28 protein-coding genes are annotated in these 24,820 nt (G+C 67.3%); 13 read left to right on the forward strand and 15 right to left on the reverse strand.

The window, feature by feature from the left end:
- The first annotated feature begins 94 nt into the window (after positions 1-94).
- Positions 95-430 (forward strand): DUF4229 domain-containing protein, encoded by a 336-nt coding sequence (locus tag BHD05_RS00885; RefSeq protein ID WP_161884760.1) that lies wholly within the window; start codon positions 95-97, stop codon positions 428-430.
- Here the strand turns inward: BHD05_RS00885 and BHD05_RS00890 are convergent.
- The 3 genes from BHD05_RS00890 to BHD05_RS00900 all read right to left on the reverse strand — a co-directional run bounded on the left by BHD05_RS00890 (position 371) and on the right by BHD05_RS00900 (position 3,608).
- Positions 371-1,384 (reverse strand): 1,4-dihydroxy-2-naphthoate polyprenyltransferase, encoded by a 1,014-nt coding sequence (locus BHD05_RS00890; protein ID WP_335920154.1) that lies wholly within the window; start codon positions 1,382-1,384, stop codon positions 371-373. The two genes, BHD05_RS00885 and BHD05_RS00890, sit on opposite strands and share 60 nt — an antisense overlap.
- Positions 1,385-1,393: 9 nt before the next feature.
- The gene (locus tag BHD05_RS00895) at positions 1,394-2,602 is read right to left on the reverse strand and encodes an AMP-binding protein (RefSeq protein ID WP_236966597.1); all 1,209 of its coding nucleotides are present in this window, start codon (positions 2,600-2,602) and stop codon (positions 1,394-1,396) included.
- Positions 2,603-2,699: 97 nt separating this feature from the next.
- Positions 2,700-3,608 (reverse strand): 1,4-dihydroxy-2-naphthoyl-CoA synthase, encoded by a 909-nt coding sequence (locus BHD05_RS00900; RefSeq protein ID WP_161884761.1) that lies wholly within the window; start codon positions 3,606-3,608, stop codon positions 2,700-2,702.
- A gap of 114 nt (positions 3,609-3,722) precedes the next feature.
- On the opposite strand from BHD05_RS00900, the gene BHD05_RS00905 reads away from it, so the two are divergent.
- Positions 3,723-4,709 carry an o-succinylbenzoate synthase gene (locus tag BHD05_RS00905; RefSeq protein WP_161884762.1) on the forward strand — a complete coding sequence of 329 codons (987 nt, stop codon included), beginning with the start codon at positions 3,723-3,725 and terminating at the stop codon, positions 4,707-4,709.
- A 319-nt stretch (positions 4,710-5,028) separates the two neighbouring features.
- Here the strand turns inward: BHD05_RS00905 and ccsB are convergent, their stop codons facing one another.
- Genes ccsB through BHD05_RS00930 form a run of 5 tightly spaced genes read right to left on the reverse strand, consistent with a single transcriptional unit; the run spans position 5,029 to position 9,631 of the window.
- Positions 5,029-5,997, reverse strand: coding sequence for a c-type cytochrome biogenesis protein CcsB (ccsB, locus tag BHD05_RS00910; protein ID WP_418763825.1), 969 nt, complete (start codon positions 5,995-5,997; stop codon positions 5,029-5,031).
- Complete coding sequence (resB, locus tag BHD05_RS00915; RefSeq protein ID WP_161884763.1) at positions 5,994-7,655, reverse strand: cytochrome c biogenesis protein ResB; 1,662 nt, start codon at positions 7,653-7,655, stop codon at positions 5,994-5,996. Before resB ends, ccsB begins: the two co-directional genes overlap by 4 nt.
- Entirely contained in the window at positions 7,639-8,382 is a 744-nt protein-coding gene (locus tag BHD05_RS00920; RefSeq protein ID WP_161884764.1) for a cytochrome c biogenesis CcdA family protein, read from the reverse strand. The genes resB and BHD05_RS00920 overlap by 17 nt, the downstream gene beginning before the upstream one ends.
- Entirely contained in the window at positions 8,382-8,972 is a 591-nt protein-coding gene (locus BHD05_RS00925; RefSeq protein ID WP_161884765.1) for a TlpA family protein disulfide reductase, read from the reverse strand. The genes BHD05_RS00920 and BHD05_RS00925 overlap by 1 nt, the downstream gene beginning before the upstream one ends.
- The gene (locus tag BHD05_RS00930) at positions 8,969-9,631 is read right to left on the reverse strand and encodes a histidine phosphatase family protein (protein ID WP_335920155.1); all 663 of its coding nucleotides are present in this window, start codon (positions 9,629-9,631) and stop codon (positions 8,969-8,971) included. The genes BHD05_RS00925 and BHD05_RS00930 overlap by 4 nt, the downstream gene beginning before the upstream one ends.
- Before the next feature lie 96 nt (positions 9,632-9,727).
- On the opposite strand from BHD05_RS00930, the gene aspS reads away from it, so the two are divergent.
- Together aspS and BHD05_RS00940 are read left to right on the forward strand one after the other, a co-directional pair.
- Positions 9,728-11,056 (forward strand): aspartate--tRNA(Asn) ligase, encoded by a 1,329-nt coding sequence (aspS, locus tag BHD05_RS00935; protein WP_161884767.1) that lies wholly within the window; start codon positions 9,728-9,730, stop codon positions 11,054-11,056.
- Positions 11,057-11,143: 87 nt separating this feature from the next.
- Positions 11,144-11,713 carry a hypothetical protein gene (locus BHD05_RS00940; RefSeq protein WP_161884768.1) on the forward strand — a complete coding sequence of 190 codons (570 nt, stop codon included), beginning with the start codon at positions 11,144-11,146 and terminating at the stop codon, positions 11,711-11,713.
- A gap of 56 nt (positions 11,714-11,769) precedes the next feature.
- On the opposite strand, the gene BHD05_RS00945 is transcribed toward BHD05_RS00940, so the two are convergent.
- Both BHD05_RS00945 and BHD05_RS00950 read right to left on the reverse strand, forming a co-directional pair.
- Complete coding sequence (locus BHD05_RS00945) at positions 11,770-12,069, reverse strand: Dabb family protein (protein ID WP_161884769.1); 300 nt, start codon at positions 12,067-12,069, stop codon at positions 11,770-11,772.
- Entirely contained in the window at positions 12,063-12,335 is a 273-nt protein-coding gene (locus BHD05_RS00950) for a glutaredoxin family protein (RefSeq protein ID WP_161884770.1), read from the reverse strand. The genes BHD05_RS00945 and BHD05_RS00950 overlap by 7 nt, the downstream gene beginning before the upstream one ends.
- A 44-nt stretch (positions 12,336-12,379) precedes the next feature.
- Here BHD05_RS00950 and BHD05_RS00955 point away from each other — a divergent pair, with 44 nt between their 5' ends.
- Positions 12,380-13,177 carry an HAD family hydrolase gene (locus BHD05_RS00955; protein ID WP_161884771.1) on the forward strand — a complete coding sequence of 266 codons (798 nt, stop codon included), beginning with the start codon at positions 12,380-12,382 and terminating at the stop codon, positions 13,175-13,177.
- Positions 13,178-13,226: 49 nt separating this feature from the next.
- Here BHD05_RS00955 and BHD05_RS00960 read toward each other — a convergent pair whose 3' ends face one another.
- Positions 13,227-13,325, reverse strand: coding sequence for a 30S ribosomal protein bS22 (locus BHD05_RS00960; RefSeq protein ID WP_003792170.1), 99 nt, complete (start codon positions 13,323-13,325; stop codon positions 13,227-13,229).
- 98 nt (positions 13,326-13,423) lie between these two features.
- Positions 13,424-13,945, reverse strand: coding sequence for an ArsR/SmtB family transcription factor (locus BHD05_RS00965; RefSeq protein WP_161884772.1), 522 nt, complete (start codon positions 13,943-13,945; stop codon positions 13,424-13,426).
- An 87-nt stretch (positions 13,946-14,032) separates the two neighbouring features.
- Here BHD05_RS00965 and BHD05_RS00970 point away from each other — a divergent pair, with 87 nt between their 5' ends.
- Both BHD05_RS00970 and BHD05_RS00975 read left to right on the forward strand, forming a co-directional pair.
- Positions 14,033-15,457: a TrkH family potassium uptake protein gene (locus BHD05_RS00970; RefSeq protein ID WP_161884773.1), complete on the forward strand. Its 1,425-nt coding sequence runs from the start codon at positions 14,033-14,035 to the stop codon at positions 15,455-15,457.
- Positions 15,450-16,121, forward strand: a complete 672-nt coding sequence (locus BHD05_RS00975) for a potassium channel family protein (protein WP_161884774.1) — start codon at positions 15,450-15,452, stop codon at positions 16,119-16,121. Before BHD05_RS00970 ends, BHD05_RS00975 begins: the two co-directional genes overlap by 8 nt.
- Positions 16,122-16,163: 42 nt before the next feature.
- On the opposite strand, the gene proC is transcribed toward BHD05_RS00975, so the two are convergent.
- A complete protein-coding gene (proC, locus tag BHD05_RS00980; RefSeq protein ID WP_161884775.1) occupies positions 16,164-16,988 on the reverse strand; it encodes a pyrroline-5-carboxylate reductase in 825 nt (274 codons plus the stop codon).
- Between the two features lie 22 nt (positions 16,989-17,010).
- Here proC and BHD05_RS00985 point away from each other — a divergent pair, with 22 nt between their 5' ends.
- Both BHD05_RS00985 and BHD05_RS00990 read left to right on the forward strand, forming a co-directional pair.
- Positions 17,011-17,973: a cation diffusion facilitator family transporter gene (locus BHD05_RS00985; protein ID WP_161884776.1), complete on the forward strand. Its 963-nt coding sequence runs from the start codon at positions 17,011-17,013 to the stop codon at positions 17,971-17,973.
- Positions 17,973-18,683 (forward strand): glutamine amidotransferase, encoded by a 711-nt coding sequence (locus BHD05_RS00990; protein WP_161884777.1) that lies wholly within the window; start codon positions 17,973-17,975, stop codon positions 18,681-18,683. Before BHD05_RS00985 ends, BHD05_RS00990 begins: the two co-directional genes overlap by 1 nt.
- 12 nt (positions 18,684-18,695) lie before the next feature.
- Here BHD05_RS00990 and tadA read toward each other — a convergent pair whose 3' ends face one another.
- The gene (gene tadA, locus BHD05_RS00995) at positions 18,696-19,148 is read right to left on the reverse strand and encodes a tRNA adenosine(34) deaminase TadA (RefSeq protein ID WP_236966598.1); all 453 of its coding nucleotides are present in this window, start codon (positions 19,146-19,148) and stop codon (positions 18,696-18,698) included.
- Between the two features lie 27 nt (positions 19,149-19,175).
- Here tadA and upp point away from each other — a divergent pair, with 27 nt between their 5' ends.
- Entirely contained in the window at positions 19,176-19,808 is a 633-nt protein-coding gene (upp, locus tag BHD05_RS01000) for a uracil phosphoribosyltransferase (RefSeq protein WP_161884778.1), read from the forward strand.
- A gap of 198 nt (positions 19,809-20,006) precedes the next feature.
- Here upp and BHD05_RS01005 read toward each other — a convergent pair whose 3' ends face one another.
- Positions 20,007-21,194 (reverse strand): integrase catalytic domain-containing protein, encoded by a 1,188-nt coding sequence (locus BHD05_RS01005; RefSeq protein ID WP_161884779.1) that lies wholly within the window; start codon positions 21,192-21,194, stop codon positions 20,007-20,009.
- 414 nt (positions 21,195-21,608) lie between these two features.
- On the opposite strand from BHD05_RS01005, the gene BHD05_RS01010 reads away from it, so the two are divergent.
- The 3 genes from BHD05_RS01010 to BHD05_RS01020 all read left to right on the forward strand — a co-directional run bounded on the left by BHD05_RS01010 (position 21,609) and on the right by BHD05_RS01020 (position 24,807).
- Positions 21,609-22,307, forward strand: coding sequence for a winged helix-turn-helix domain-containing protein (locus BHD05_RS01010; protein ID WP_161884780.1), 699 nt, complete (start codon positions 21,609-21,611; stop codon positions 22,305-22,307).
- A 111-nt stretch (positions 22,308-22,418) separates the two neighbouring features.
- On the forward strand, positions 22,419-24,107 hold the full coding sequence (locus BHD05_RS01015; RefSeq protein ID WP_161884781.1) for a choice-of-anchor I family protein: 1,689 nt from the start codon (positions 22,419-22,421) through the stop codon (positions 24,105-24,107).
- 259 nt (positions 24,108-24,366) lie between these two features.
- Positions 24,367-24,807, forward strand: coding sequence for a MarR family winged helix-turn-helix transcriptional regulator (locus tag BHD05_RS01020; protein WP_161884782.1), 441 nt, complete (start codon positions 24,367-24,369; stop codon positions 24,805-24,807).
- Positions 24,808-24,820: the final 13 nt, after the last annotated feature.

The raw sequence follows: 24,820 nt of genomic DNA on the forward strand, positions 1-24,820 counted from the left end.
GCAGTAATTCTAAGCCCGGCAACTGGGCGCCGCCTGCGCGGGTTCTTGCGATCGCGCAACGAATGGCCAGCGAGGCGTGCCTAGACTGGGCGGCGTGAAATCGTCGCGCCAGTGGATCAGCTACTCCCTACTCCGGTTGGGCGTCTTCGCGGCCGTGCTCATCGTGCTGCTCGTCCTGCAGGTCGAACCGTGGATTGCCGCAGTCATCGCTGCGGTGGTCGGGCTGTGTGTCGCCTACATCTTCTTCCGCCCACAGCGCGAGGCCGTTGCGCGCAGCTTCTGGGAGTTCCGCACCACCGCGCAACGCGACTCCGACTCGGATGCCGAGAACGACGCGCTCGACGCCGCAGCGACGCCGAGCGCCTCGCCGCTAGAAGGCCAGGGCGGCGGCGAGGCCGACGCCGAAGAGCAGGGCCGTCAGGCTCGTTAGCTTGAGCGCAAGCACGAACTCCGACGCGGACTTGCCGGTGAGCGTGATGATCACCGCGGGCAGCCCCGCGAGCAGCGCGAAGTAGACGTAGATCGCGAGCGGGAACACTGGGGCGTACAGCCCGAGGATCCCGAACGGCACGAGGGCGAAGACCGCGAACAGGGTGCGTGCGGCCCTGTCGCCGACCCGCACGGCAAGGGTGCGTTTGCCGGCGACCCTGTCCTGCTTCAGGTCGCGGATGTTGTTGACCATGAGCACAGCGCAAGAGAGCAGCCCGATCGCGACGGCGGCGCCCCAGGCCTCGGCGCTCACCGTGCCGACCTGCACGAACATCGTGCCCGCCGTGGCGACGAGCCCGAAGAAGATGAAGACGAACACCTCGCCGAGCGCGTAGTAGCCATAGGGGTGCTTGCCGCCGGTGTAGAAGTAGGCAGCGACGACGCATACGGCGCCGACGGCGATGAGCCACAGGAATCCGCTGATGACGCTGACGGCGACCCCGGCGAGGCCGGCGACCGCGAAGAACACGAGCGCCACGGCCAGCACCTGTCGGGGCTTCGCCGCGCCGGACCCCGTGAGCCTCGACGGCCCGACCCGGTGCGAGTCGGTGCCGCGGATGCCGTCGGAGTAGTCGTTGGCGTAGTTGACGCCGATCTGCAGCCCGACCGCGACGGCGAGGCAGAGCAGCGCACGCACCCAGTGCCAGCCGTCGTCGTTGTTGTACAGGAACGCGGCCCCCGTGCCGAGGGCGACGGGTGCGATGGCGAGGGGAAGGGTGCGCAGCCGGGCGCCGCCGATCCAGTCCTTGGCGGTGGCCGGACGGATCGCTGGGGCCGTCGGCGGTCGCCCTCCCGGACGTCCGCTCGGCCGGCCGCTGCGCGCCGTGCTGCCACTCCCGGTGTTGGTGCGTCCACTGCTGGCGCGAGTTCTGGTTCGATTGCCTCTGTTAGCCACGAGCAGAGTCTAGTTTCGCCGTGCGACGATCTCCCGCAGCGTGACGAGGTCGGGCTTGCCCGTCGAGAGGAGCGGGATGCTGTCGAGGACCACGACCCGATCGGGGGCGGCCTCGCGGGCGAGCGCGGTCACAACCGCGCCCCGCAGCGCCGAGAGGTCGACGGGACTCGTCGCGACGACCACGGGAACCTCACCCCAGCGGGCACTCTCGGCCGGGACGGCCACCGCGTCGCCGAGCCCCGGCATCCGGCGCAGGACCCGTTCGAGCTCGTCGAGGGAGACCTTGACCCCGCCGGAGATGATCACCCGATCAAGCCGACCCGTGACGGTGAGCACGCCATTGTCGACGCGCCCGGCGTCGCCGGTGCGGTACCAGCGGGCACCATCCGACATGACGAAGCTCCTCTCGGTGCGGGCGGGGTCGTCCAGGTAGCCGTCTGCGAGCACCGGCCCGCGGATCTCAATCTCCCCGTGCCGGATCCGCACCTCGGTTGTTCCGACCGGAACGCCGTTGTACACGCATCCACCGGCCGTCTCGCTCGATCCGTAGGTGCGCGTGACCCGGATGCCGAGGGCCTCGGCCCGGTCGATCAGCTCAGACGGCACTGACTGGCCTCCGACAAGGATGCGGTCGAACCGCCGAAGGCCTGCCAGCGCGCCGCTGCCGTCGGCCGCGTCGCCGTCCGCCGCGCCGCCGTCCGACGCGTCGCCGTCCGCCGCGTCGAGCAGGCGGGCGAGCTGGGCGGGCACCACGGAGGTGTAGTGGCGGGCGTCGGCATCCATCGTCTCGGCGGCGGCCAGAAACTCCCGGGCGTCGAAGTGCCCGGGTGGCAGGATCACCGGCTCGGTCTGAGCAGCAATCGACCGCACGAGCACATTGATGCCGGCGATGTAGTGCACCGGCACGGCGAGGAGCCACTGGCCGGGGCCGCCGAGCGCGGCACCGGAGGCCGCGGCACTCGCGAGCAGCGCGTTGGAACTGAGCTCGACGCGCTTGGCGGTGCCGCTCGAGCCGCTCGTCTGGATCACGAGGGCGATGGGCTCGGGCACGGTTGCCGGCAGTTCGCCGCCGACACCATCGGGCCCGATCGGCAGGATGGCGGGGCCTGCGGCGCTCAACGCGAGACGGAGCGCCTCGAGGACCGCAACGGGGTCGCTCGCGTCGACGGCGAGGAGCGGGCGGGTCACGACGGTGCCACCATCCCGCGAACTGCCCACTTGCGTCCCCCCTGGTGCCCCACAGGCGACATGTGCGGGCGAGTCACGCAGGCGAGGTTGTCATGTCGCGGGCGACTCACGACGGGGGGCCGGGGCATCAATACTGCCAGGGGAACGGCGACCAGTCCGGCTCGCGCTTCTCGAGGAACGCATCGCGGCCCTCGACTGCCTCGTCGGTGCCATAGGCGAGTCTGGTGGCCTCGCCCGCGAAGACCTGCTGGCCGACCATGCCGTCGTCCACGGCGTTGAAGGCGAACTTGAGCATGCGGATGGCGGTGGGCGACTTGGTGAGAATCTCTCTCGCCCAGTCGTACGCGGTCGACTCGAGTTCGGCGTGCGGCACCACGGCGTTGATGGCACCCGTGTCGAGGGCCCGCTGGGCGTCGTACTCCCTGGCGAGGAAGAACACCTCACGGGCGAATTTCTGGCCGACCTGCCGCGCGAAGTACGCGCTACCGTAGCCCCCGTCGAACGACCCGACGTCGGCATCCGTCTGCTTGAACCTGCCGTGTTCCGCGCTCGCGATCGACAGGTCGCAGACAACGTGCAGGGAGTGCCCGCCGCCGGCGGCCCAGCCGGGGATCACGGCGATGACGACCTTGGGCATGAACCGGATGAGGCGCTGCACCTCGAGGATGTGAAGTCGGCCGGCGCGGCCGATGTCGGGCCGGGATGCTCCCTCTGATCCCTCGTACTTGTAGCCGTCGCGACCGCGGATGCGCTGGTCGCCGCCCGAGCAGAACGCCCAGCCGCCGTCCTTCGCGCTCGGGCCGTTGCCCGTGAGGAGAATAACGCCGATCCGCGAATTCTGGCGGGCGTCGTCGAGCACCGCGTAAAGCTCGTCGACGGTGTGCGGCCGGAAGGCGTTGCGCACCTCGGGGCGGTTGAATGCGACGCGCGCCACCCGCCCCGCCAGGTCGTGGTGGTAGGTGATGTCGGTGAGCGCGTCGAAGCCCGCGACGGGCCGCCAGACGCTGGCATCGAAGAGTTCGGAAACCTCAGGCATTGGCTCAGTTTAGATTCCGCCGAACGTGTTCAGTACGACCGCCGCCCACCGCTCGCCACGACCGCGATGCGCACCGTGGGAAAATGCGGGCGCTATTAGGGGCAGACTGTGGTCATGCTGCCATCGTTGCCAGAGCTGACGGGCTCCGCCCGTGTCGTCTCCCTTCCGCTCCGCCAGCCGTTCCGCGGGATCACGAGCCGCGAGGCCCTGTTGTTCGAGGGACCACAGGGTTGGACCGAGTTCTCCCCGTTCGTCGAGTACGACGACACTGAGGCGGCGTCGTGGCTGGAGGGGGCGATCGACTTCGGCTGGCTGGCGGCGCCCGCGGTGTTCCGCAGTCGCATCCGGGTAAACGCAACCCTTCCGGCCGTGGAGCCTGGCGCGGTCGCCGGGGTGCTCGACGCCTTTCCCGGATGCCGCACCGTCAAGGTCAAGGTCGCCCAACTCGGCCAGGTGCTCGCCGACGACGTGGCGCGCGTCGCTGCGGCGCGCGACTATGTCGGCGTCGAGGGGCGCATCCGCATCGACGCGAACGGCGGCTGGAACGTCGACGAGGCCGAGCACGCCGTCCACGCCCTCGCGGGATTCGATCTGGAGTATGTCGAGCAGCCGTGTGCGAGCGTCGAGGAGCTCGCCGACATCAGGCAACGGGTGAAGTACATGGGCATCCCGGTCGCGGCGGACGAAAGCGTGCGCAAGGCGAGCGATCCGCTCGAGGTCGCACGCGCCGGCGCAGCTGATCTCCTCGTGATCAAGGCCCAGCCGCTCGGCGGCATCCGTGCCAGCCTCGACATCGTCGCCGCGACGAAGCTGCCGGTTGTCGTCTCGAGCGCGCTCGACACGTCGGTGGGCATCTCGATGGGCGCGTATCTCGCGGCGGGTATTCCCGAGCTGGACTACGACTGCGGCCTCGGCACCGCGGCGCTGCTCGCGGGAGACGTCACGTCGAGCCCGCTCATTCCGGTCGACGGCTCGATCGAGGTGCGCCGCGTCGAGGTGGATGCCGCCCTGCTCGACCGCTACGCCGCCCCAGTTGATCGCACCGAATGGTGGCTCGAGCGACTCGAGCGCTGTCACGCGCTGTTGGCCGGGCGGACGTAGCGGCTGCCCCGCTGTCGTTATTCAGGACTGACTGCCGTTATTCAGGACTGACTGCCTGGCTGGGCTTTCATCATTCAGGATCATTGGTCTGAACGGGCTTTCATCATTCAGGACTCGGCTCCCGTGAATGCGCGCACGCCCGCGGATGTGCCAGCCTCCCGGCATCCGTTCACCCGATATCGACGGTGCGCGCCCGCAGACTCCTGAGTAGTGAACGTACGTGCGCCCACCAACTCCTGAATGATGAAAGCGCGCGGTGCAGCCCACTCCTGAATGATGAAAGCTGAGTGGGAGTGGGAGTGGGAGTGGGGTGGGCGGGTCAGAGGCCGCTGTAGGCGTGCAGACCCTTGAAGAAGAGATTCACGACGGTGAAGTTGAACAGCACCGCAGCGAAACCGATGATCGCGAGCCACGCCGAGCGTGAGCCACGCCAGCCGCGCGTTGCCCTCGCGTGCAGATAGCCGGCGAAGATCGTCCAGATGATGAACGTCCACACCTCCTTGGTGTCCCAACCCCAGTACCGGCCCCAGGCACGCTCGGCCCAGATGGCCCCGGCGATGAGGGTGAATGTCCAGAACACGAATCCGACGACGACCACCCGGTAGGCGAGGTTCTCGAGCACGTCCGCACCCGGGAGCGTCTGCAGAAACTTGAGTCCTGCGCCCTTCGCTGCGGCCGCCCGGGCCTGCATGAGCTGCACGACCGACAGCCCGGCGCCGAGCGCGAAGAACGAGGTGCCGAGCACGGCGACGAACACGTGGATCACAAGCCAGGACGACTGCAGTGCGGGCGGGAGCGGTTTGACGTCGACGTAGAAGTTCACGGTCGCGAGGCCCAGGGCGATCAGCGCGAATCCGGTGATGAACGCGCCCAGGAACCGCAGGTTCTGCCACACCTGCACGGCAATGAAGACGCCGACGATGATCGCGGATGACGTCAGTGAGAACTCGAACATGTTCGACCAGGGAACGTACCCCTGCGCGATGCCGCGCATCACGACGGCGGCGGTATGCACAAGCCAGCCCAGCACGGTGAGAGCGAAGGCGATGCGCTCGAACTTGAGCGACAGCGGTTTCTGCGAGGTATCGCTGCCGATCCGGTCGATCGTCGCGGTGGCGCCGGCGAGCTGGCCCCTCGGTGCTGCGGCGGCGGTCACAGCCGCCGGGGTCTGCTGCGCCCAAGCGGACCTCTTGGCGAGATCGAGGGTGAACATGATGAACGCGAGCGTGTAGACACCCATCGCCGACCAGACGGCGGTGAGGGAGGAGGAGACGAGCAGATCGGTCACGTGGTCAGCCTAATCCCGAGTTGCTGGGAATGACGGTCGGCGATCTCCCGCACGGCCCGGTCGAGGGTGGGGTCCTCGCCGCGTGCGAGCCCGGCGTACTCGAGGCGCACGCCGCCGGCATCCTCGTCGTTGATCGCCTTCACCCAGACGCGCCGGCGCGGGATGAACAGCGACGTCAGAAGCCCGGCGAGCACGAGGATCGCGAAGACAAGCACCCAGCCCTGGCTCGGGTCGCGGTGGATGTCGAGGCTCACGAAACGGGGGACCGATCCGGTGAGGTCGTCGGCGGGCGCATCGGGAGCGGCGTTTTCGAACGTAACCGACCCGATTCCGTCCGGCAGTTCGATGGTCTCGCCTGGTGTGAGCTGGATCGGCGGGGCGTCCGCTGTGCGGCCGGCGACCTCGGTCATGCCGTCGGTGTCGAGCGAGTAGACGGAGCGCGGGATGCCGCCGTCGAGGCCCAGGTCGCCGGTGAATACCTGCAGGCTCAGCACGGGATTCAGCAGGTCGGGATAGTTCGAGGTGAGCGCGCCCGTTGTGAGGGTCGCCTGTGTCGGGTAAAGGAACCCGATCATGCCGATCTGCTCAGGGAGGGCATCCGGCACCTTCACGACGCCGATAGAGGTGAGGTTGCCATCCTGCGGCAGGAACGGCACTGCGTCGCTGAACGCGACGTTCCCCTCGCCGTCGCGCACGGTGATGATCGGTGCGTAACCGTTGCCGAGGAGGAAGATGTCGTTGCCACCGAGGCGCAGCGGGTCGTTGACCTTGATCTCGGCCCGCGAGCCCGCCTCGGAGCCCGGCGCGTAGGTCGTGACACTTGCCGTGTAGTCGACCGGTTGCCCGCGCGCCGCCGGATTCTCCTGCTCGTAGACGGCCTCGAATTCATCAAGGGTCAGCCGATACGGCTGGAGCACGCCCTCGTCGAAGAACCGTCCGGGAAGGAAGGACTCGTACGACAACAGCACGTTTGCGAAGGAGTCCCCCTCGACGATGACCTTCTGTCCGCTGTAGCCGAAGCCGCCGCCGATGCCCACCGAGACGAGCACGCCCACGAGAGCGGTGTGGAAGACGAGGTTGCCGGTTTCGCGCAGGTAGCCGCGTTCGGCGCTCACCGAGAGGTCGCCCCTCGGGCCCTCGAACAGCCGCACCCGGTAGCCGCTCTTCTTGAGGATGCCGCGGGCGGACTCGACCGCCTCGGTCGAGGAGACTCCGGGCGCCCAGGCGGTGGTGAATCCCGCGAGCCGCGAGAGGCGGGCGGGTGTTTTCGGCGGGGCACTGCGCAGCGCCCGGTAATGGTGCGCGGTGCGCGGGACCACGCAGCCGATGAGTGAGATGAACAGCAGCAGGTAGATGGCGGAGAACCAGGCCGAAGTGTAGACGTCGAAGGCCTGCAGGGAGTCGAGCACCGGGGCGAGGTCGGGGTTGTTGGCGAAGTACTGCTGCACCCCGTTGGGGTCAGAGCTGCGTTGTGGGACGAGCGAGCCGGGCACGGCGGCGATCGCGAGCAGGAGCAGCAGGAACAGCGCGGTGCGCATGCTCGTGAGCTGCCGCCAGAAGAAGCGCAGGTAGCCGGCGCCGCCGAGGGACGGCTGCGCGATCCGGTCATCCGTCGGAGCGGGCGCCGGGGAGTCGAAGTGATCAGATGGCCGGCTCAAAACCGCTGATCACCGACCCGAGCTGGGACATCATGATTTGCCACACACCGGTCACCATGAGTACGCCGATGAGGACGAGCATGGCTCCGCCGACGATATTGACGGCACGGATGTGGCGCTTGAGCCAGGCGACCGACCCGGTGACCCAGTTGAAGCCGAGGGCGACGAGGAGGAACGGGATGCCGAGGCCGAGGCAGTACACGACGCCGAGCATCACCCCGCGGCCCACGGAACCGGTCGTGAGGCTCAGGCTGTAGACGACGCTCAGGGTCGGGCCGATGCAGGGCGCCCAGCCGAGCCCGAACACGATGCCCAGCAGCGGGGCACCACCGAGGCCCGTCGCGGCGGTGAAGCCGGGGCGGATGGTGCGCTGCAGAAAGCTGAACTGGCCGATGAAGACGAGCCCCATGATGATCACGAGCACCCCGATCACGCGGGTGATGAGGTCGAGCCAGGGCAGGAGCATCAGGCCCGCTATCGAGAAGGCGAGGGTGAAGCCGACGAAGACGACGCTGAAGCCGAGCACGAAGAGGGCGACGCCGAGCAGCAGCCGGCCGCGGCCCGCCCGCGCATCCGTCCCCGTGAATCCGCCGATGTAGCCGAGATATCCGGGCACGAGCGGGAGGATGCAGGGCGACGCGAACGAGACGAGCCCCGCGAGCAGCGCGATGGGCAGGGCGACGAGGAGGCTGCCGTTCGCGACGATCTCCTGGATCGGATCGCCCACTAGCCGTCCTCCGCGAGAACGTCGCTGATGATCGTGTCGAGGATCGAGCGCTCCTGCAGCTGCCCCAGGATGCGCGCGGCAATGCGGCCCTCGGCGTCGAGAACGAAGGTGGTGGGGACCGCCTGCGGTGGGATCTCCCCGGCGAAGGCGAGTCGTACTTCGCCGGTCTTGTTGTCGAGGAGCGACGGGTAGGTGACGCCGAACTTGCGCGCGAACGCGAGCGAGGTCTCGGCACCGTCGTAGATGTTGACCCCGACGAAGGAGGCGCCGTTGCCCTCGTACTGCTGGGCGAGCGCATCGAGGTCGGGGGCCTCGGCGCGGCACGGGGCGCATCCGGCGTACCAGAAGTTGACGACGAGCACCTCGCCGGCGAAGTCGGTGCTCGCGAACGGCTCGCCGGCGTCGGTCTCCCCGGCGAACGAGATCGGCCCTGCCCGGTCGGCCTCGGGCACCTCGAGGATCCCGTCTCCCGAGATGTAGTTGGTGTTGCCGCCGTTGAGGTACTCCTCGGCGAGAGGGTCGCTCGCGCATCCGCTGAGCACCAGCGCGGCGACCGATACGGTCGCGGTCGCGAGCAGGCGGAGTTTCATACTGCCCCCGTGTCGACGGCGCGAAGCAGCAGAGCGGCGGCCGGCTCCTGGTAGTCGACCTCGCGGTAGCGGGGGGCGCCGGGCACGGCAGCCTCGATGCGGGCAAAGGTGGTCACGCTGGAGAGGCTGCAGCGGCGTTTGCGCGGATCGTGCCAGAGGCGCTTGCCGGCAACGGCACGCTGAGCCATGACGATCGGCATCTGATGGCTGACCATGACGGCCTCGCCGTCGGTGGCGTTCCACGCGGCATCCATTGCGGCGATCATGCGCGCGGCGACCTCGACGAACGGCTCACCCCAGCTGGGACGGTAGGGGTTGTAGATCCAGGGCCAGGTTCGCGGATGCAGCAGCAGGGACGGACCGAATTCGAGCGCCCCACCCTCGAATTTGTTGTGCGGCTCGATCAGTCTGTCCTCGGTCGTGATGTCGAGACCGAACGTGTCTGCCCAGGGAGCGGCCGACTCCTGGGCGCGCTGCAACGGGCTCGAGAAGAGCGCGGTGACCGGGCGGCCGACGAGGTGCTCGGCGGTAGAGGTGGCCATCGCGACGCCGAGCTCGGAGAGGTGGAAGCCGGGTATGCGGCCATACAGCACGCCCTCGGGATTGTGCACCTCGCCATGGCGGACGAGGTGAATGAGAGAGGCTGCCACATCATCCATTCTACGTTTTCCATCACTGCCAGATTGCCGAGAGCTGCACCGCACGGCTCCCGGCGAAACATGGGTGCGAGCGACTGGCAACTACAGTGGTTGCTCGTGACCCAACGCACCCTGATCAAGAACCTTGTCTCCTCCACCGACGGCCCCGTCTCGGTCTCGGGGTGGGTGGAGACTGTGCGCGACCAGAAGAAGGTGCAGTTCGTCGTACTGCGCGACGAGTCCGGCGCCGTACAGCTCGTTCACCCGCGTATCTTCAACGAGGACGGCACGCCGGCCGACGACGCCATCGCCGAGGAGATCTCGGCGCTGAGCCAGGGCACCTTCCTCACCGCGACGGGTGACCTCAAGCACGACGAGCGCGTCAAGCTCGGCGGCGTCGAGATCAAGCTCGATGGCCTCGAGATCGCCGCCCGAGCCATCGCCGAGACCCCGATCGCGGACGACTCCGGCGTCGACAAGCGCATGGACTGGCGATTCCTCGACCTGCGGGTGCCGAAGAATTCGCTGATCTTCAAGATCCAGACCACGTTCGAGCACGCGCTTCGTTGCTACTGGATCGACAACGACTTCGTCGAGCTGCACACACCCAAGTTGATGGCGAGCGCGAGCGAGTCCCGCGCCGAGCTCTTCGAGGTCGAGTACTTCGAGACGAAGGCCTACCTCGCGCAGAGCCCCCAGTTCTTCAAGCAGATGGCGCAGCCGGCCGGCTTCGGCAAGATCTTCGAGATCGGCCCGGCGTTTCGCGCCGACCCGTCGTTCACGAGCCGTCACGCGACCGAGTTCACGAGCGTCGACGCGGAGATCAGCTGGATCGACAGCCACGAGACCGTGATGACGATGCACGAAGAGCTCATGGTCGCCGGCTTCACCGCGGTCAAGGAGAAGCACGGCGCCGAGATCGAGGCCCTCTACGGACTCGAGGTCACCGTTCCCACGACCCCGTTCCCGCGCATCGCTCTTGCCGAGGCCAAGCGCATCGTCGCCGAGCGCGGCTACGAGGTGCCACGCCAGGACGACGACATGGATCCAGAGGGCGAGCGTCAGATCGCGGCGTACGTCAAGGAGACCTACGGGCACGAGTTCGTGTTCCTGACCGACTATGCCTCGAGCATCCGACCGTTTTACCACATGCGCAACGCTGAGGACGGCGCTGTCACCAACAGCTACGACCTCATCTTCAACGGGGTCGAGATCTCGACGGGCGCGCAGCGCGAGCACCGCATCGAGGTGCTCGTCGAGCAGGCCAAGGAGAAGGGACTCGACCCGGAGGAGCTCGACTTCTACCTCGACTTCTTCCGCTATGGCGTTCCGCCGCACGGCGGCTTCGGCATGGGCCTGAGCCGCGTTCTCATGCTCATGCTGAAGCTCCCGAACCTGCGCGAGGCAACCTACCTGTTCCGCGGTCCGACTCGCCTCACCCCCTAGAAACGCAGGGGCGTCGCCCGGCAAGGGCACACAACTGGGGCAACCCACGGCAGTGATCGGGGCGCGGTGGCTGGTACCGTGACCGTCATGAACACCACTTCTGACCCCGCCCGAACCGCCGCCGTCCAGGCCGGGGAGGAGCTCCACCGTCTCGTTCGACTGCACGTCGACCAGGTTGCGTCGGGCAACGACGACGACGACGTCGCCGAAGACACCGACCGCGCCCTCTGGGAGGCCGTGGCCGCGTACGGCGTCGCGCTCGACGACCTCTACGACGAGGAGTCGGACGACGAGGACAACGACGAGCCTGACGAGCTCACCTTCACGGTGCGCACCCGTTACGACTACACCGTGGTCGACGAGAAGGCGTTCCTCGCCGGTGGCCAGGGCATCGCCGGCGCCGTCGGCGCACTCCTCAAACGTGCGGGAGGCAAGCCGGTCCCCGCCCTCGAGGTCGCGTCGCTCGAGACGGGCAGCGGGCTCATCACGGTGCACCTGAACGCCGAGCTGCTCACGGCGGAGAACTTCGCCGAAGCGGAGGAGCCGACCGACCTGCTGCTGGTCGACCGCGACGAGTCGCTGCAGTTCGTGCTCGATGAGCCCGTCTTCGGGTCGCGCGCCGAGGCCGAGGCGGCCGCGCGCCGGTCCGACGACTGAGGCAGGATCACTGACCCAGAACGCACGACGACTCGTGGCAGCTGGCGGGCCGGGCCTCAGACCAGAATGTCGACCGCCGCGCGGTGGGCGACGAGTGGACGGATTATTCCGGCGACCCGCTGGTGCTCCGGGTGGTCGATGTAGGTGCGCAGCGCCGCCTCGTCGGAGTAGTCGGCGACGAGCACCAGATCCCAGTTGGTGTCGAGGGAGACGACATTCGACGCAACCGTGAGGCTCCGAATCTCCGGGATGAGCGGCACGAGCCCCTGGAGCGCCGCGGCGATCGTCGCGGCGTGCTCGAGTTTCGCCGCGGTGTCCTCGGCTGCGAGCTTCCAGGTGATGATGTGCCTCAGCATGGGTCTTCTTTCAGTAGTGCGGCGCGGAGCCTGGCCGGCTCGATACGCCAGATGTTGTGTACTCGTCCGTTGATGAGCAGCACGGGGATCTCGTCCGAGTACTTCTCAAGCAGGTCGGGGTCGTCGAGGATCGACACCTCGTCGACGGTGATCGGCGCGCGCGCCTCGTCGCCGAGTGCGGCGATGACCTCGGCGACAATCTCGCGGGCGTCGTCGCACAGGTGGCACCCTGGTTTTGACAGCAGGGTGAGGACGATGGGCGGCACAGTCTGAGCCTAGTTCGTGCATCCTGTCCCTAGACTTGTCGGCAATGTGCGACGCCGACCCCAGCTCCGCCGCCGTTCCGGCCGAGGGCGCCGCGAGCGGAACCCCGATCGTTGCCTTCTTCGACGTCGACAACACGCTGCTGCGGGGCGCGAGCATCTATCACCTCGGACGCGGGGCCAGACGGCGTGGGATGCTGCGGCTACGCGACCTCGTGCGGTTCGGCTGGCACCAGGCCCGGTTCGTCGCCGTCGGCGAGAACGGAAGGCACCTGGTCGGCCTACGCGAGCGGGCGCTACAGCTCATCAACGGACGATCCGAGCAGGAACTCGAAGAGATCGCCGAGGAGGTCTACGACGACTTCATCGCGCGGAGACTCTGGCCGGAGACGGTGGAGTTGGCTCGGGAGCACCTGCGCAAGGGCCACGAAGTGTGGCTGATCACCGCCACCCCGCTCGTCGTCGCCCGGGTCATCGCGGCGAGACTCGGGTTGACGGGTGCGCTCGGGACCCGCCTCGAGAGCGTCGACGGCCTCTACACGGGCGCCCTTGCCGGACCGATGCTGCACGGCGAGCAGAAGGTCACAGCGGCAACAACGCTCGCCGGCTTCCTCGATTCGAACCTCGCCGACTGCTGGGCCTACTCGGACTCACGCAACGACATCCCGTTGCTCGAACTCGTCGGCAACCGCGTGGTCGTGAACCCGGATGCCCTCCTCGCGCGGCACGCGCGAACGCACGGCTGGTCGACGCTCAGGCTTCGACCCTCCAGCATCCGCCGGGCCCAGCGGCTCGTTCGCCGGGAGGCGAGACCGGCCCGTGGCAAGAAAAAACGCCGGACCTGACGGTCCGGCGTTCATCTTGGGCGAAAGCGAAATGGTCGCCCGTTGCCTGCTACTTCTTGTTGCGGCGCTGGTGGCGCGTCTTACGAAGCAGCTTGCGGTGCTTCTTCTTCGCCATACGCTTGCGACGCTTCTTGATTACGGAACCCATAAAAACCTCACTGATTCTGGAACGGATCACCGGGTCCGTTCAGAACCGCGGAAAAATTACCTCGGGACAGTCTACTCCTTTTGCCGGGAGCAGTCGTTCTACCGGCCGAACACTTTCCGGAGCGGCTCGATAACACGCTGCTGCACGCCAGCCGTGGCCCCCTCGATGACGGAGCGCGCCTGGTGGGAAGCACCGGCGGCAGCCCGCCCGATCGTCGCACCCGCCACGCCACCGCTCGGCAGGGACTGCGCGACCCGCCTAATCGGTCCGGGAACGCCCGAGCCGGACCACGCGGCGAACACCGCGATGCCCCCGTCGTTTGCCTCCGCCTCGAAGTGCGACGCAAGGAACGGGACGAGCCAGTCCTCGACGGCCTCCAGCGGCGCCGGGTCGAGGCTGTAGTAGCGGTGCTGGCCGTCCTCGCGCACCCGCACGAGGTGGCTCTCGCGCAGAACCTTGAGATGCTTGGACACGGTCGGCTGGCTGATCGCGAGCAACTCGACCATCTCCCCGACACTCAGCTCCCCGACGTCGCCGTCGGAGGCCACAAACTTGTCAAGGAGCAGTTGGAGGAGCTCGCGCCGTGTTGTGTCGGCGAGAACGTCAAAGATGTCGGCCATCCGCTCAGGCTAGCGGCCCGCGTGCGGGGAGTACCATGACGAAGTCGTTGAAGCATGTTGAGCCGCCGATCTTGCGAGGGGATACTCATGGCCACCAAGCCGGTGTCACACCGGTCGTTGCTGGGCAAGGTGCGCGACCGTATCGACGATTTCGCCGCATCGACACCGGCTCGCTTCGCGATCATCATCTTCACCGCACTCGTGCTCGTGTTCACGCTCCTGCTCGGCCTGCCCATCTCCAACCGGACCGGCGACTTCACACCCCTCGCCGACGCCTTCTTCACCGCCGTGTCGACCATTTGCGTCACCGGTCTGGTCACCGTCGACATGGCGAACTATTGGTCGCCCTTCGGCCACGCCGTCATCTTCATCGGGGTGGAGATCGGCGCGGTCGGCGTGCTCACGCTCGCGTCGATCCTCGGGCTCGTGATCTCCCGCCGACTCGGCCTGCGCGCGAAGCTCATGGCCGTCGGCGACAGCAACCCACTTCGCGTCCGGCGCGGGGCGGTGGCCGAGGGACAGGCGGTCAGGCTGGGCGAGATCGGCGGGCTTCTCGTCACCGTCGCGGTCAGCATGCTCATTATCGAGCTCGTCATCGCGCTGCTGCTCTTCCCTCGCGTGCTCTCCGAGACGAACGACTTCCTCGATGCCCTTTGGGTGTCGTCGTCATTCGCCGTGATGTCGTTCACAAACACGGGCTTCGTGCTCGTTCCGAACGGCATCGCGCCGTACGCCACCGATGTCTGGTTCCTCTCGATCATCATGATCTCGGTGTTCCTCGGCGCGGTCGGCTTCCCGGTCTTCTTCGTGCTCGCCCGAAACCTTCGCCGGCCGAAGCGGTGGTCGCTGCACGTGAAGCTCACCCTCGTGACGACGGTGATCCTGTTCGTGCTCGGCACCCTCGCCTTCTTCGCGCTCGAGTTCAATAACCCCCGAACCTTCGGCTCGCTCGACTTCGGTCAGCGGGCCCTGCAATCGTCGTTCCTGTCGATGATGACGAGGTCCGGGGGGTTCTCCACATTCGATATCGCCGAACTCAACAATTCGAGCCTCCTGGTCGGCGACATGCTCATGTTCGTCGGCGGTGGCTCGGCCTCGACCGCGGGCGGCATCAAGGTCACGACCCTCGCGATCCTCTTCCTCGCCGCCTTCGCGGAGGCGAGGGGAACCGATTCAATGGAGGCCTTCGACCGCCGCATCCCGTCGGACGTGCTGCGGGTCTCGGTCAGCGTCGTGCTGTGGGGAGCAACGACCGTCGCCACCGCGACGATCCTGGTGCTTCAGCTCACCGATGCCTCACTCGACCATGTGCTCTTCGACGTCATCTCCGCCTTCGGCACCTCGGGGCTCAGCACCGGGCTGACGCAGAACGCACCCGACTCGGCCCAGTACGTGCTCGCGATCACGATGTTCATGGGGCGCGTTGGTACAGTGACTCTCGCCGCGGCGCTTGCCGCGAGCACTCGCCGGCAGTTGTTCCGGCGCGCAGAAGAAAGGCCGATCGTTGGTTGAGCGCATCCCCCACGACGCCCCCGTGCTGATCATCGGCCTCGGTCGATTCGGGGCCGCCACCGCAGGCCAACTCGACCGGCTCGACCGCGAGGTGCTCGCCGTGGACGAGAACGCCGGCCTCGTACAGAAGTGGTCGGAGCGGGTCACCCACACGGTTCAGGCGGATGCGCGCAGCATCGACGCCCTCCGCCAGATCGGCGCACAGGACTTCTCGGTCGCCGTCGTCGCGGTCGGCTCGTCTGTCGAAGCAAGCGTGCTGATCACCGCGAACCTCGTCGATCTCAAGATCCCGCAAATCTGGGCCAAGGCGATCAGCCAGTCGCACGGCAAGATCCTCGCCCGAATCGGAGCTAACCACGTCATCTACCCGGAGGCCGAGGCTGGCGAACGCGTCGCCCACCTCGTCTCCGGCCGCATGATCGACTTCATCGAGTTCGACGACGACTTCGCGATTGTGAAGATGTACCCGCCGAAGCCGATTCGCGGGGTGAGCCTGGCCGAGTCGAGCGTTCGCCGCAAGTACGGCATCACTGTCGTCGGGGTAAAATCGCCCGGCAAGGAATTCACCTACGCGACGCCCGATTCGGTCATCTCCAACCACGACCTCATCATCGTGAGCGGCAACTCCGTCGACATCGAGAAGTTCGCCTCGCTGCAAGCCTGAGCGCTGCAAGCCTGCGCAGCACGGACCACCTGGGCCCGGCTGTCAGGGCGCCGCAAGCTCCTGTGCCCGCGTGATCGCGGCATCCGTCGCCCTGTCGAACAGCGCCGAGAGGCCGGCCTCCTCGAGAACCTCGATCGCGCGCTCGGTGGTGCCCTTGGGGCTCGTTACGCGGCGGCGCAGCTCTGCCGGGGTCTCCCCCGAGACCGCGAGCAGCTCGGAGGCGCCGAGGAACGTGTTTTCGACCATGACCCTGGACTCCTGCCGGGTGAAGCCGAGCTTGAAGGCCGTGCGCTCGAGCTCCTCGATGAGCAGGAACACATAGGCGGGACCCGAACCCGAGATGGCGCTGAGCGCGTCGATCCGGCTCTCCGGCACCTCGAGCACCGAGCCAACCGTGCCGAAGAGGGCGGTCACCACCGCGACATCCGCGTCGGATGCGCGATCTCCCGCGCTCACCCCGGTCACCGCACGGCCGACCGTCGCGGGCGTGTTCGGCATTGCACGCAGCACCGGCACATCGACGAGCGCCTGCATGGTGTCGATCCGCACGCCGGCCGCGACGCTCACGACGATCGCGCCCGGGTCGATCGCACCGGAGATCTCCCGCAGGAGGTCCGGCACCATGTGCGGCTTGACCGCGACGAGCACGACGCGGGCGCCGGCCACGGCCGCGTGGTTGGCGCCGCGGTCCTTCTCGATCGCGAGGCTCGTGACGGAGGGCGAGCGCAGGGCAGCCGCCTTGCGCTCGGATCGGTTGGTGACCCGGATGCCGCCGTCGACGGTCACCCCGGGTGCGAGCAGCCCACTGAGGATTGCACCACCCATCGAGCCGGTACCGAGAATCGCGATTGAAGGAAGGTTGATCATCTGCCCATCCTAGGATTGGCCCATGAGCGCATCTGGCGGAAACAAGGCAATCGTCGCGGCACTGTTTGCCAACCTCGGCATTGCGATCACCAAGTTCGTCGCCTGGTTCTTCTCCGGGTCGAGCGCGATGCTCGCCGAGGGCGTGCACTCCCTCGCCGACACGAGCAACCAGGTACTGCTCCTCCGCGGCGGGGTCAGGGCCAAGCGCGCCGCTACCCCGGAGCATCCGTTCGGCTACGGACGCGAACGCTACGTCTACGCGTTCGTCGTGTCGATCATCCTGTTCAGCGTCGGCGGAATGTTCTCGATCTACGAGGGCATCGACAAGCTCACCAACCCGCATCCCCTCGAGAACGCGTGGCTGCCGATCCTCGTGCTCGTCATCGCGATCGTGCTCGAGTCGTTCTCGCTGCGCACCGCCGTGCGCGAGTCGAACCTTGTGCGCGGCAAACAGAGCTGGGTCGAATTCGTGCGCCGCTCGAAGGCACCGGAGCTTCCCGTTGTGCTGCTCGAGGATCTCGCAGCCCTGCTCGGCCTCTCCTTCGCTCTGGCCGGCGTCGGGCTGACGATCATCAGCGGCGATAGCGTCTTCGATGCGATCGGCACCCTCGCGATCGGCGCCCTGCTCATTGTGGTCGCGATCATCCTCGGTATCGAGACGAAGAGCCTCCTGCTGGGCGAGGGGGCGAGCGCCGCGGATGCGGTGAGGATCCGCGACGCCATCAACGCCGACCCCGAGGTCGACGCGCTCATCCACATGAAGACCCTCTACCTCGGGCCGGATGAGCTGCTCGTCGCCGCAAAGATCGCACTCACGGGCCAGTCGAGGCTCACCGACATCGCCGGGTCGATCAACGCGATCGAGGCCCGGATCCGCGAGGCGGTTCCGGTCGCCCGCGTGATCTATCTCGAACCCGACATCTACGTCGACCACACCACCGAAAACCCACCAACCGACGCAATCGTCATTAAGGCGGCCGACTAATGGGCACCATTGCAGCTGGCAGGTCCGCCGTCGTGATCCGGCACCTCGACATCGCCCACCTGGGCAGCTTCGACGACCTGCTGCGCGAACGCGGCTACGAGATCACCACGATCGACGCGTGCGACCTCAGCCCCGACAGCGTCGAGATGATCGATGCCGACCTCGTGGTGGTGCTGGGCGGCGACATGGGCGCGTACCAGACCGACGAGTACGGCTATCTCGTCGACGAGCTCGACCTGCTGGCGAGGCGCCTCGAGAACGAGAAGCCCACCCTGGGGCTCTGCCTCGGAGCCCAGCTGATCGCGCACGCGCTCGGCGGTCGCGCGAGCAAGGGCAAGTCGGTCGTCATCGGCTTCCGCGACGTGAACCTCACCGAGGCCGGGCGCGACTCCCCGCTCCGGCACTTCGCGGGAGTGCCCGTCATGCAGTGGCACGGCGACAGCTTCCGGCTCCCCGCCGGCGCCACCAGGCTGGCCAGCTCGGCCGACTACAGCAACGAGGCCTTCCGCCTCGGCGACTACGCCCTCGCCGTGCAGTTCCACCCCGAGCTCACCGGCACGATGTACGAGGAGTGGATCGCGCAGGGAACGGCCGAGCTCGCGAGACACGGCATCGACGCTGCGGAGCTGCTCGAGCAGCGCGATCGCTACGCCGAGCAGATGGAGCAGGCGGCACGCGCGATGCTCGGGGAGTGGCTCGACACCCTGTAGCGGGCGCGCCAGTCAGCGGCGCGACTGGAAGAAGTCGAGCAGCAGGGCGCCGCACTCCTCGGCGAGTACGCCCGCGACGACCTCGACCCGATGGTTGAGGCGTCGGTCGCGCAGCACGTCGTAAACGCTGCCGACTGCCCCAGCCTTATCGTCCCAGGCACCGAAGACGACGCGGGGGATGCGCGCGGAGAGGATCGCCCCGGCGCACATGACGCACGGTTCGAGCGTGACGACGAGGGTCGCTCCGGTGAGGTGCCAGTCGCCCGTCGCGCGCGCCGCCTCGCGGATCGCGACGATCTCGGCGTGCGCGGTGGGGTCCTGGTGGAGTTCTCGCTCGTTGCGACCGCGGCCGAGCACGGTGCCGTCCGCGGCGATGACAATCGCGGCGACGGGCACGTCACCCGTGCCGAGCGCGAGGCGAGCGTCGGCGATGGCCTCGCGCATCCAGCTGTCGTATCCGTTCATCCCGCGCCCCTCCGATAGATTGAGCCTATGCGAGTACATGTTGCCGACCATCCGCTCATCACCCACAAATTGACGGTACTCCGCGACAAGACGACGTCGTCGCCGACGTTCCGCGCGCTCACCGAGGAACTCGTGACGCTGCTCGCCTACGAGGCCACCCGCAATGTGCGCGTCCAGACGGTGACCGTGCAGACCCCGGTGGCCGAGACGCAGGGCGTCACGATCGCCCTGCCGCGCCCGCTCGTCGTGCCGATCATCCGCGCCGGACTCGGGATGCTCGAGGGCATGGTCAAGCTCGTCCCAACGGCCGAGGTCGGCTTTCTCGGAATGGTGCGCAACGAGGAGACGCTGCAGCCGGACATCTATGCCGAGCGCCTGCCCGACGACCTCTCCAACCGCCAGTGCTTCGTGCTCGACCCGATGCTGGCGACGGGCGGGTCGCTCATCGCCGCAATCGAGTATCTGTTCGCGAGGGGCGCCGTCGACGTCACCGCCGTGTGCCTGCTCGGCGCGCCGGAGGGCCTCGCCGCCGTGGAGAAGGCCACCGAGGGTCGCGAGGTCACGATCGTGCTCGGCTCCCTCGACGAACGCCTCAACGAGAAGGGGTACATCGTGCCCGGCCTCGGCGATGCGGGCGACCGGCTCTATGGAACCGTCTAGCGGCAGGCGCTTCACCGGCGAGGACGTGAATCGCCGCAAGTTGGGAGCCGGGCGGTTCGAGTCGGGCGGTTCGAGCCGTGCGGTTCGAGTCGTGCGTGGTCGCCAGCCACGATCTCACCGATGCCGCAACCCTGTTGCCTCATGTCAATACCTCCGGGAAGGTTGATTCATTGCCTCACCTGAAAACCTCCGTGGATCTCAGCCGCTGAATGTCTGATTAACGGGCGGTTTCACGGCTGCGGGTTTCTTCGCCAGGGCGAGGGTTTCGAGCTGTCCGGTGAGCGCGAGGATCTTCCGGGACTGGGCTGCGGGGTGGACTCGTTTGAACTCGGCGTTCATTCTGATGATCGGCATCTTCCGCATGTCTTCGCGGGCGATGGCGCGCTGGTGCGGGGTGGTCGCGACGTCGTACCGTTTGGTCACTTTCGCGCCGTTGCGTTGCTTGAACACGAGCTTCTGTTGCGGCAGGAGGTAGTTCGTGAACACCCGGTCGAGTTCCCAGATCTCGTTCAGCAGGGTCAGCTCTGCCGGGGTGTCGTAGCGGTGGTAGCCGACGAGTTCGCGCACGTGGGTCCAGTTCTTCTGCTCGACGTGGGCGCCGTCGTTGCTGTGACTCGCCCGCGACCTGGTGAAGGTGATCTTGTTCGCCACGCAGTAGTCGAACAAGTGATGGTTGATGAACTCGGACCCGTTGTCCGAATCGATGCCGATGATCGGGAAGGGGAACACCCGGCGCACGTGCATGAGCGCCTCGAACACCCACTTCTCGGCCTTGTTGCGCACCGACCGGTTCACCGTCCACCCGGTCGCGATGTCAGTGACCGTCAGGGTGAAACAGAACTCGCCCGACGCGTTCCCGCCCTCGTGGCCGACCAGATCGATCTCCACGAACCCGGGGACCGCGTCGTCCCAATCGGCCCAGGTTCGGATCGGGATCTGCGACTTCAGCAGCGTCCCGGGCTTGGTATGCGACCGACCGCGCGAGAGCAGCTTCGCCCGCTCCGGCGCCAGCCGACGATCGATCGTCGCCGCGCTCATCCGCACCAGCAAGGCCGCCTCGGCGTCGGTGAGGTCGAGCTCGTTGTCGCGGCGCAGCAACGGCACCAGCACGCCCAACATCGGCGCGAGGCGCTTGCCCGCCGGCGCCCGCAGCACCGCCCAGCACTTCACCAGAGCCCTCGTCACCGCCGGGCCGTAGGTCGGCGCCCGTCCCGCCCTGGGCTTGACTGCCTTGAGCGTCACCGCCGCCCGCAACGCGGCCCGGGCGTAGTCGCGATGCCACCCGGTCAGCTCCACCAGCTCGGTCAGTATCCGGGACTTACCGGCCCGATCGGCGCTCCGGTACGCGAGCGCCTTCTTCATCGTCACAGCCTGCCGCTGCGTCATCGTCAGCTCCATAGAAACGGGCGTAACCCACATCCATCACTCAACCCTTCAACCACGCCGAAGCGGAGGTTTTCCAATGAGGCAACGAATGGTGCTACGCGGAGGTTTCCTATGAGTCAACGCGGCAACTTGACACGACACGGCCTCGTGCAAGACACTTGCACAATGACCATCAGCCTGCACGCCCTGACCTCCCTTGAGGCCCGTGGGACCGCTGGCATGATGTGTTGTCGAATGTGCGCCTAACGGCCAAATCCTTGCCGAGCCGCACCGTCGAATCCTCTCTCGACGAGTGAGCTCCCCGGGCTGCCTCCTTCATAACGGATGCGACCCGCTCTGCACGACCCGCACGTCACCGAAGGATCACACCCTCATCATCAGAGGCCCTTCACACTCCTCAAGGATCCGTTACCGATGTCACTCGCACCCGCAAACCTGACCCGCTCCTATTCCACCCAGGCCGTCGAGGCGACCGAACCGGTGCCCCAGCGCCACCTCCGCGCCGTGCCGGCGGGCACCGAGCCCCGCGGCTTCGTGCTCTACGTCGGGATCGACGACGCGAAAGCCGCCGCGGCCGGCACCGACCTCGGCGCCATCGTCGAGCAGCTCAAGAAACTCACGGCTCAGCTCGTTCCCACCGCTGAGACCTACGCGGCCGTGGCTCTCGCTCCGGCCGGCGCTGGCGGGCGCGACGTCGACGTCGTACGGCTCGCGCTGCAGGACCCGTCGGCGCTCGCCAAGCACCGCCAGGCCCCCGAGCCCGAGCCGGAGAAGCGTGCGGGCGTCGTCATCGACCTGTCGCGCAAACGCCTCGTGCTCGACGAGGAGACCGCCGGGGTGACCTACAAGGAGTTCGAGCTGCTGCAGTACCTCGTGCTGCGTGAGGGGCGCACGATCGAGCGCGCGGAGCTCATCTCCGCGCTCTGGTCGGACAGCGACGACGAAGACGCCCCCAACGAGCGCACCATCGATGTGCACGTGCGCCGTCTGCGCTCCAAGCTCGGCGCCTACGAGGACGTCGTGCGAACGGTTCGCGGCGTCGGCTACCGCTTCGACCGGCACGCCGATGTCTCGGTCCGTTACGCCTCCACCCCGAGCCCCGACTTCTTCTAGGCCTCCGGCGCTGCCCGCCGGACCGATCTCCGTTCACAAAACGTTCACCTCTCAGCCACGGGCGGTAGTTAGACAGGAATCCCCCTGCTCACCACCCGTATCGGAGACACCATGCCCAGAATCGGCGCCGCACCCCTCGCCGCTGTCCTCGCCCTGGCAATGCTGGGGCTGTCTGCCCCGGCCGCGAGCGCCGCGCCTGCCAGTGGGCCCATTGTGCTCTCGTCGGACGACGCCGCGCTGACCCTCTCGCCGATCGGCAGCTACGAGACCGGCGTCTTCGATGAGTCCTCGGCCGAGATTGTCGCGTATTTCGGCGACCGGCTCTTCGTCGTCAACGCCCTCGCTGGAACGGTCGACGTGCTCGACGTCTCCGACCCCGCGGAGCCCGTCAAGCTGTTCAGCCTTGCGAACGATGGGGTCGCGGGCTCCGTCGCCGTGCGCGCCGACGGACTGGGAGCCATCGCCCTCGAGGCGCCCACGAAGACCGACAACGGAACTCTCGCCTTCTTCGATGCGGCAGCGGGCGAGGCGGATGCCGCTCTCGGCGCGGTCACGGTCGGTGCGCTCCCCGACATGGTCACCTTCTCCCCCGACGGACGCTTCGCCGTCGTCGCCAACGAGGGCGAACCGAACGACGACTACACGATCGATCCGGAGGGCTCCGTCAGCATCGTCACGCTGCCGCAGACCCGCACGGCACCCGCCCAGTCGGCCGTTCGCACCGCCGGCTTCACCGAGTTCGAGCAGGGCGGCAGCCGTGTTCTCGACGAGCGCGTGCGCGTGTTCGCGGGCATCGCCGGCGACACCAATCCGGTCTCCCGGTCACTGGAGCCCGAATACGTCGCGGTGATCAAGTCGACCGCCTACGTCGTGCTGCAGGAGGCGAATGCCGTCGCCGAGGTGAGCCTGCCCGACGCCGAGGTCACCGACATCCGCTCGTTCGGGTTCAAAGACCACGGTGTCGCCGGGGCCGGCCTCGACCCGTCCGACCGGGACCCGCGCGGCGCCCCGGAGGCCGACATCCGCTTTTTCCCCGGCCTGTTCGGCATGTACATGCCCGACGGGATCACCGCCTACAAGACGGGCGGACGCGATTACCTGGTCACGGCCAACGAGGGCGACGCCCGCGAGTGGGGCGACTACGAGGAGGGCGCGCGGGTCAGGGACCTCGACGTGTGCGAGTCGAGCCCCCTCGCCGCCTTCACCGGAGACGCCAACCTCGGCCGCCTCAACGTGACAACCGAGAACGGCTTCAACGCGGCGCTCGGCTGCTACGACGAGCTCTACGCCTTCGGCGCACGGTCGTTCTCGATCTGGACGCCGGACGGCGACCGGGTTTTCGACTCCGGCGACGCGCTCGAAGAGATCACCGCCGCCGCCCAGCCGGCCTTCTTCAACTCCAACCACTCCGAGTCGAACCTCGAGGGCCGCAGCGATGACAAGGGGCCAGAACCGGAGGGCATCGCGATCGGCAAGGTCCGCGGGCACACCTACGCGTTCATCGGCCTCGAGCGGGTGGGCGGAGTCGTCGTCTACGACATCACCGCCCCCGCAGAGAGCCGCTTCGTTACCTACATCAACAACCGCGACTTCTCCGTCTCTGTCGAGGACGCCGACGACCAGAGCGCCGCACTGGCTGCGGCCGGCGACCTCGGACCCGAGGGGCTGGCGTTCATCACAGCCGAGGAATCTCCGACCGGTCGGCCGATGCTCGCCGTCGGCAACGAGGTCTCGGGCACAACGACGCTGTTCTCGATCGAGGCCGTTTCCGCGGGCCAGCAAAAGAAATCCAAAAAATAACGTTTGGATAACTGGCGTTCGTTACCGAGCTGTTATATATTCATAGAGCGGAAGTTGTTTGCTGTGGCAACTGAAGCGGAATGTGATTGCAGGACACTCTTGGTGCAAGGGAGAGGGTCGGTTTCTCGCCTCTGAGACCGACCCTCAATCCTGTTTAACGGCCCGTCAGCGGGCAATTCCCCGAAATCGGCATCATGCGACCCCCTCGTCGAGCCGCCGTTGATGTCCGTAGAGTGGGGTTCGTGAATACGAGTCGGCCATGAGCGACAAGCGTGTCGCGGTATCCGCGTGGGAATCGCTGTTTCGCGCCCAGGTGTCGGTCATGCGGCACCTCAACGCAGAGTTTCCGACGAACGAGCTGTCACTCAACGAGTACGACGTGCTGTTCAACCTCTCGCAACACCCGGGATGGAAGCTGCGCATCAAGGAGCTCAACAAGTACCTTCTGCTGACCCAGCCGAGTGTGAGCCGACTGATCGACCGGCTCGCCGCCCGCGCCCTCGTGACCAAGTCGAGCGACCCCAGCGACGCGCGCGGGATCATTGTCGAGATGACGCAGGCCGGATTCGACCTATTCCGCCGGGTCGCGGTGACGCACATGAAGTCGATCGCCGACCGGGTCGGGGCGGCGCTCACCGACGAGGAGCTGCGCGAGCTGCAGGCCCTCACCGACAAGCTCAGGCGCATCGAGCAGCAGTAGTGAGCGCAGCGAC

This window comes from Marisediminicola antarctica (assembly GCF_009930795.1).
GTDB classification, from domain to species: domain Bacteria; phylum Actinomycetota; class Actinomycetes; order Actinomycetales; family Microbacteriaceae; genus Marisediminicola; species Marisediminicola antarctica.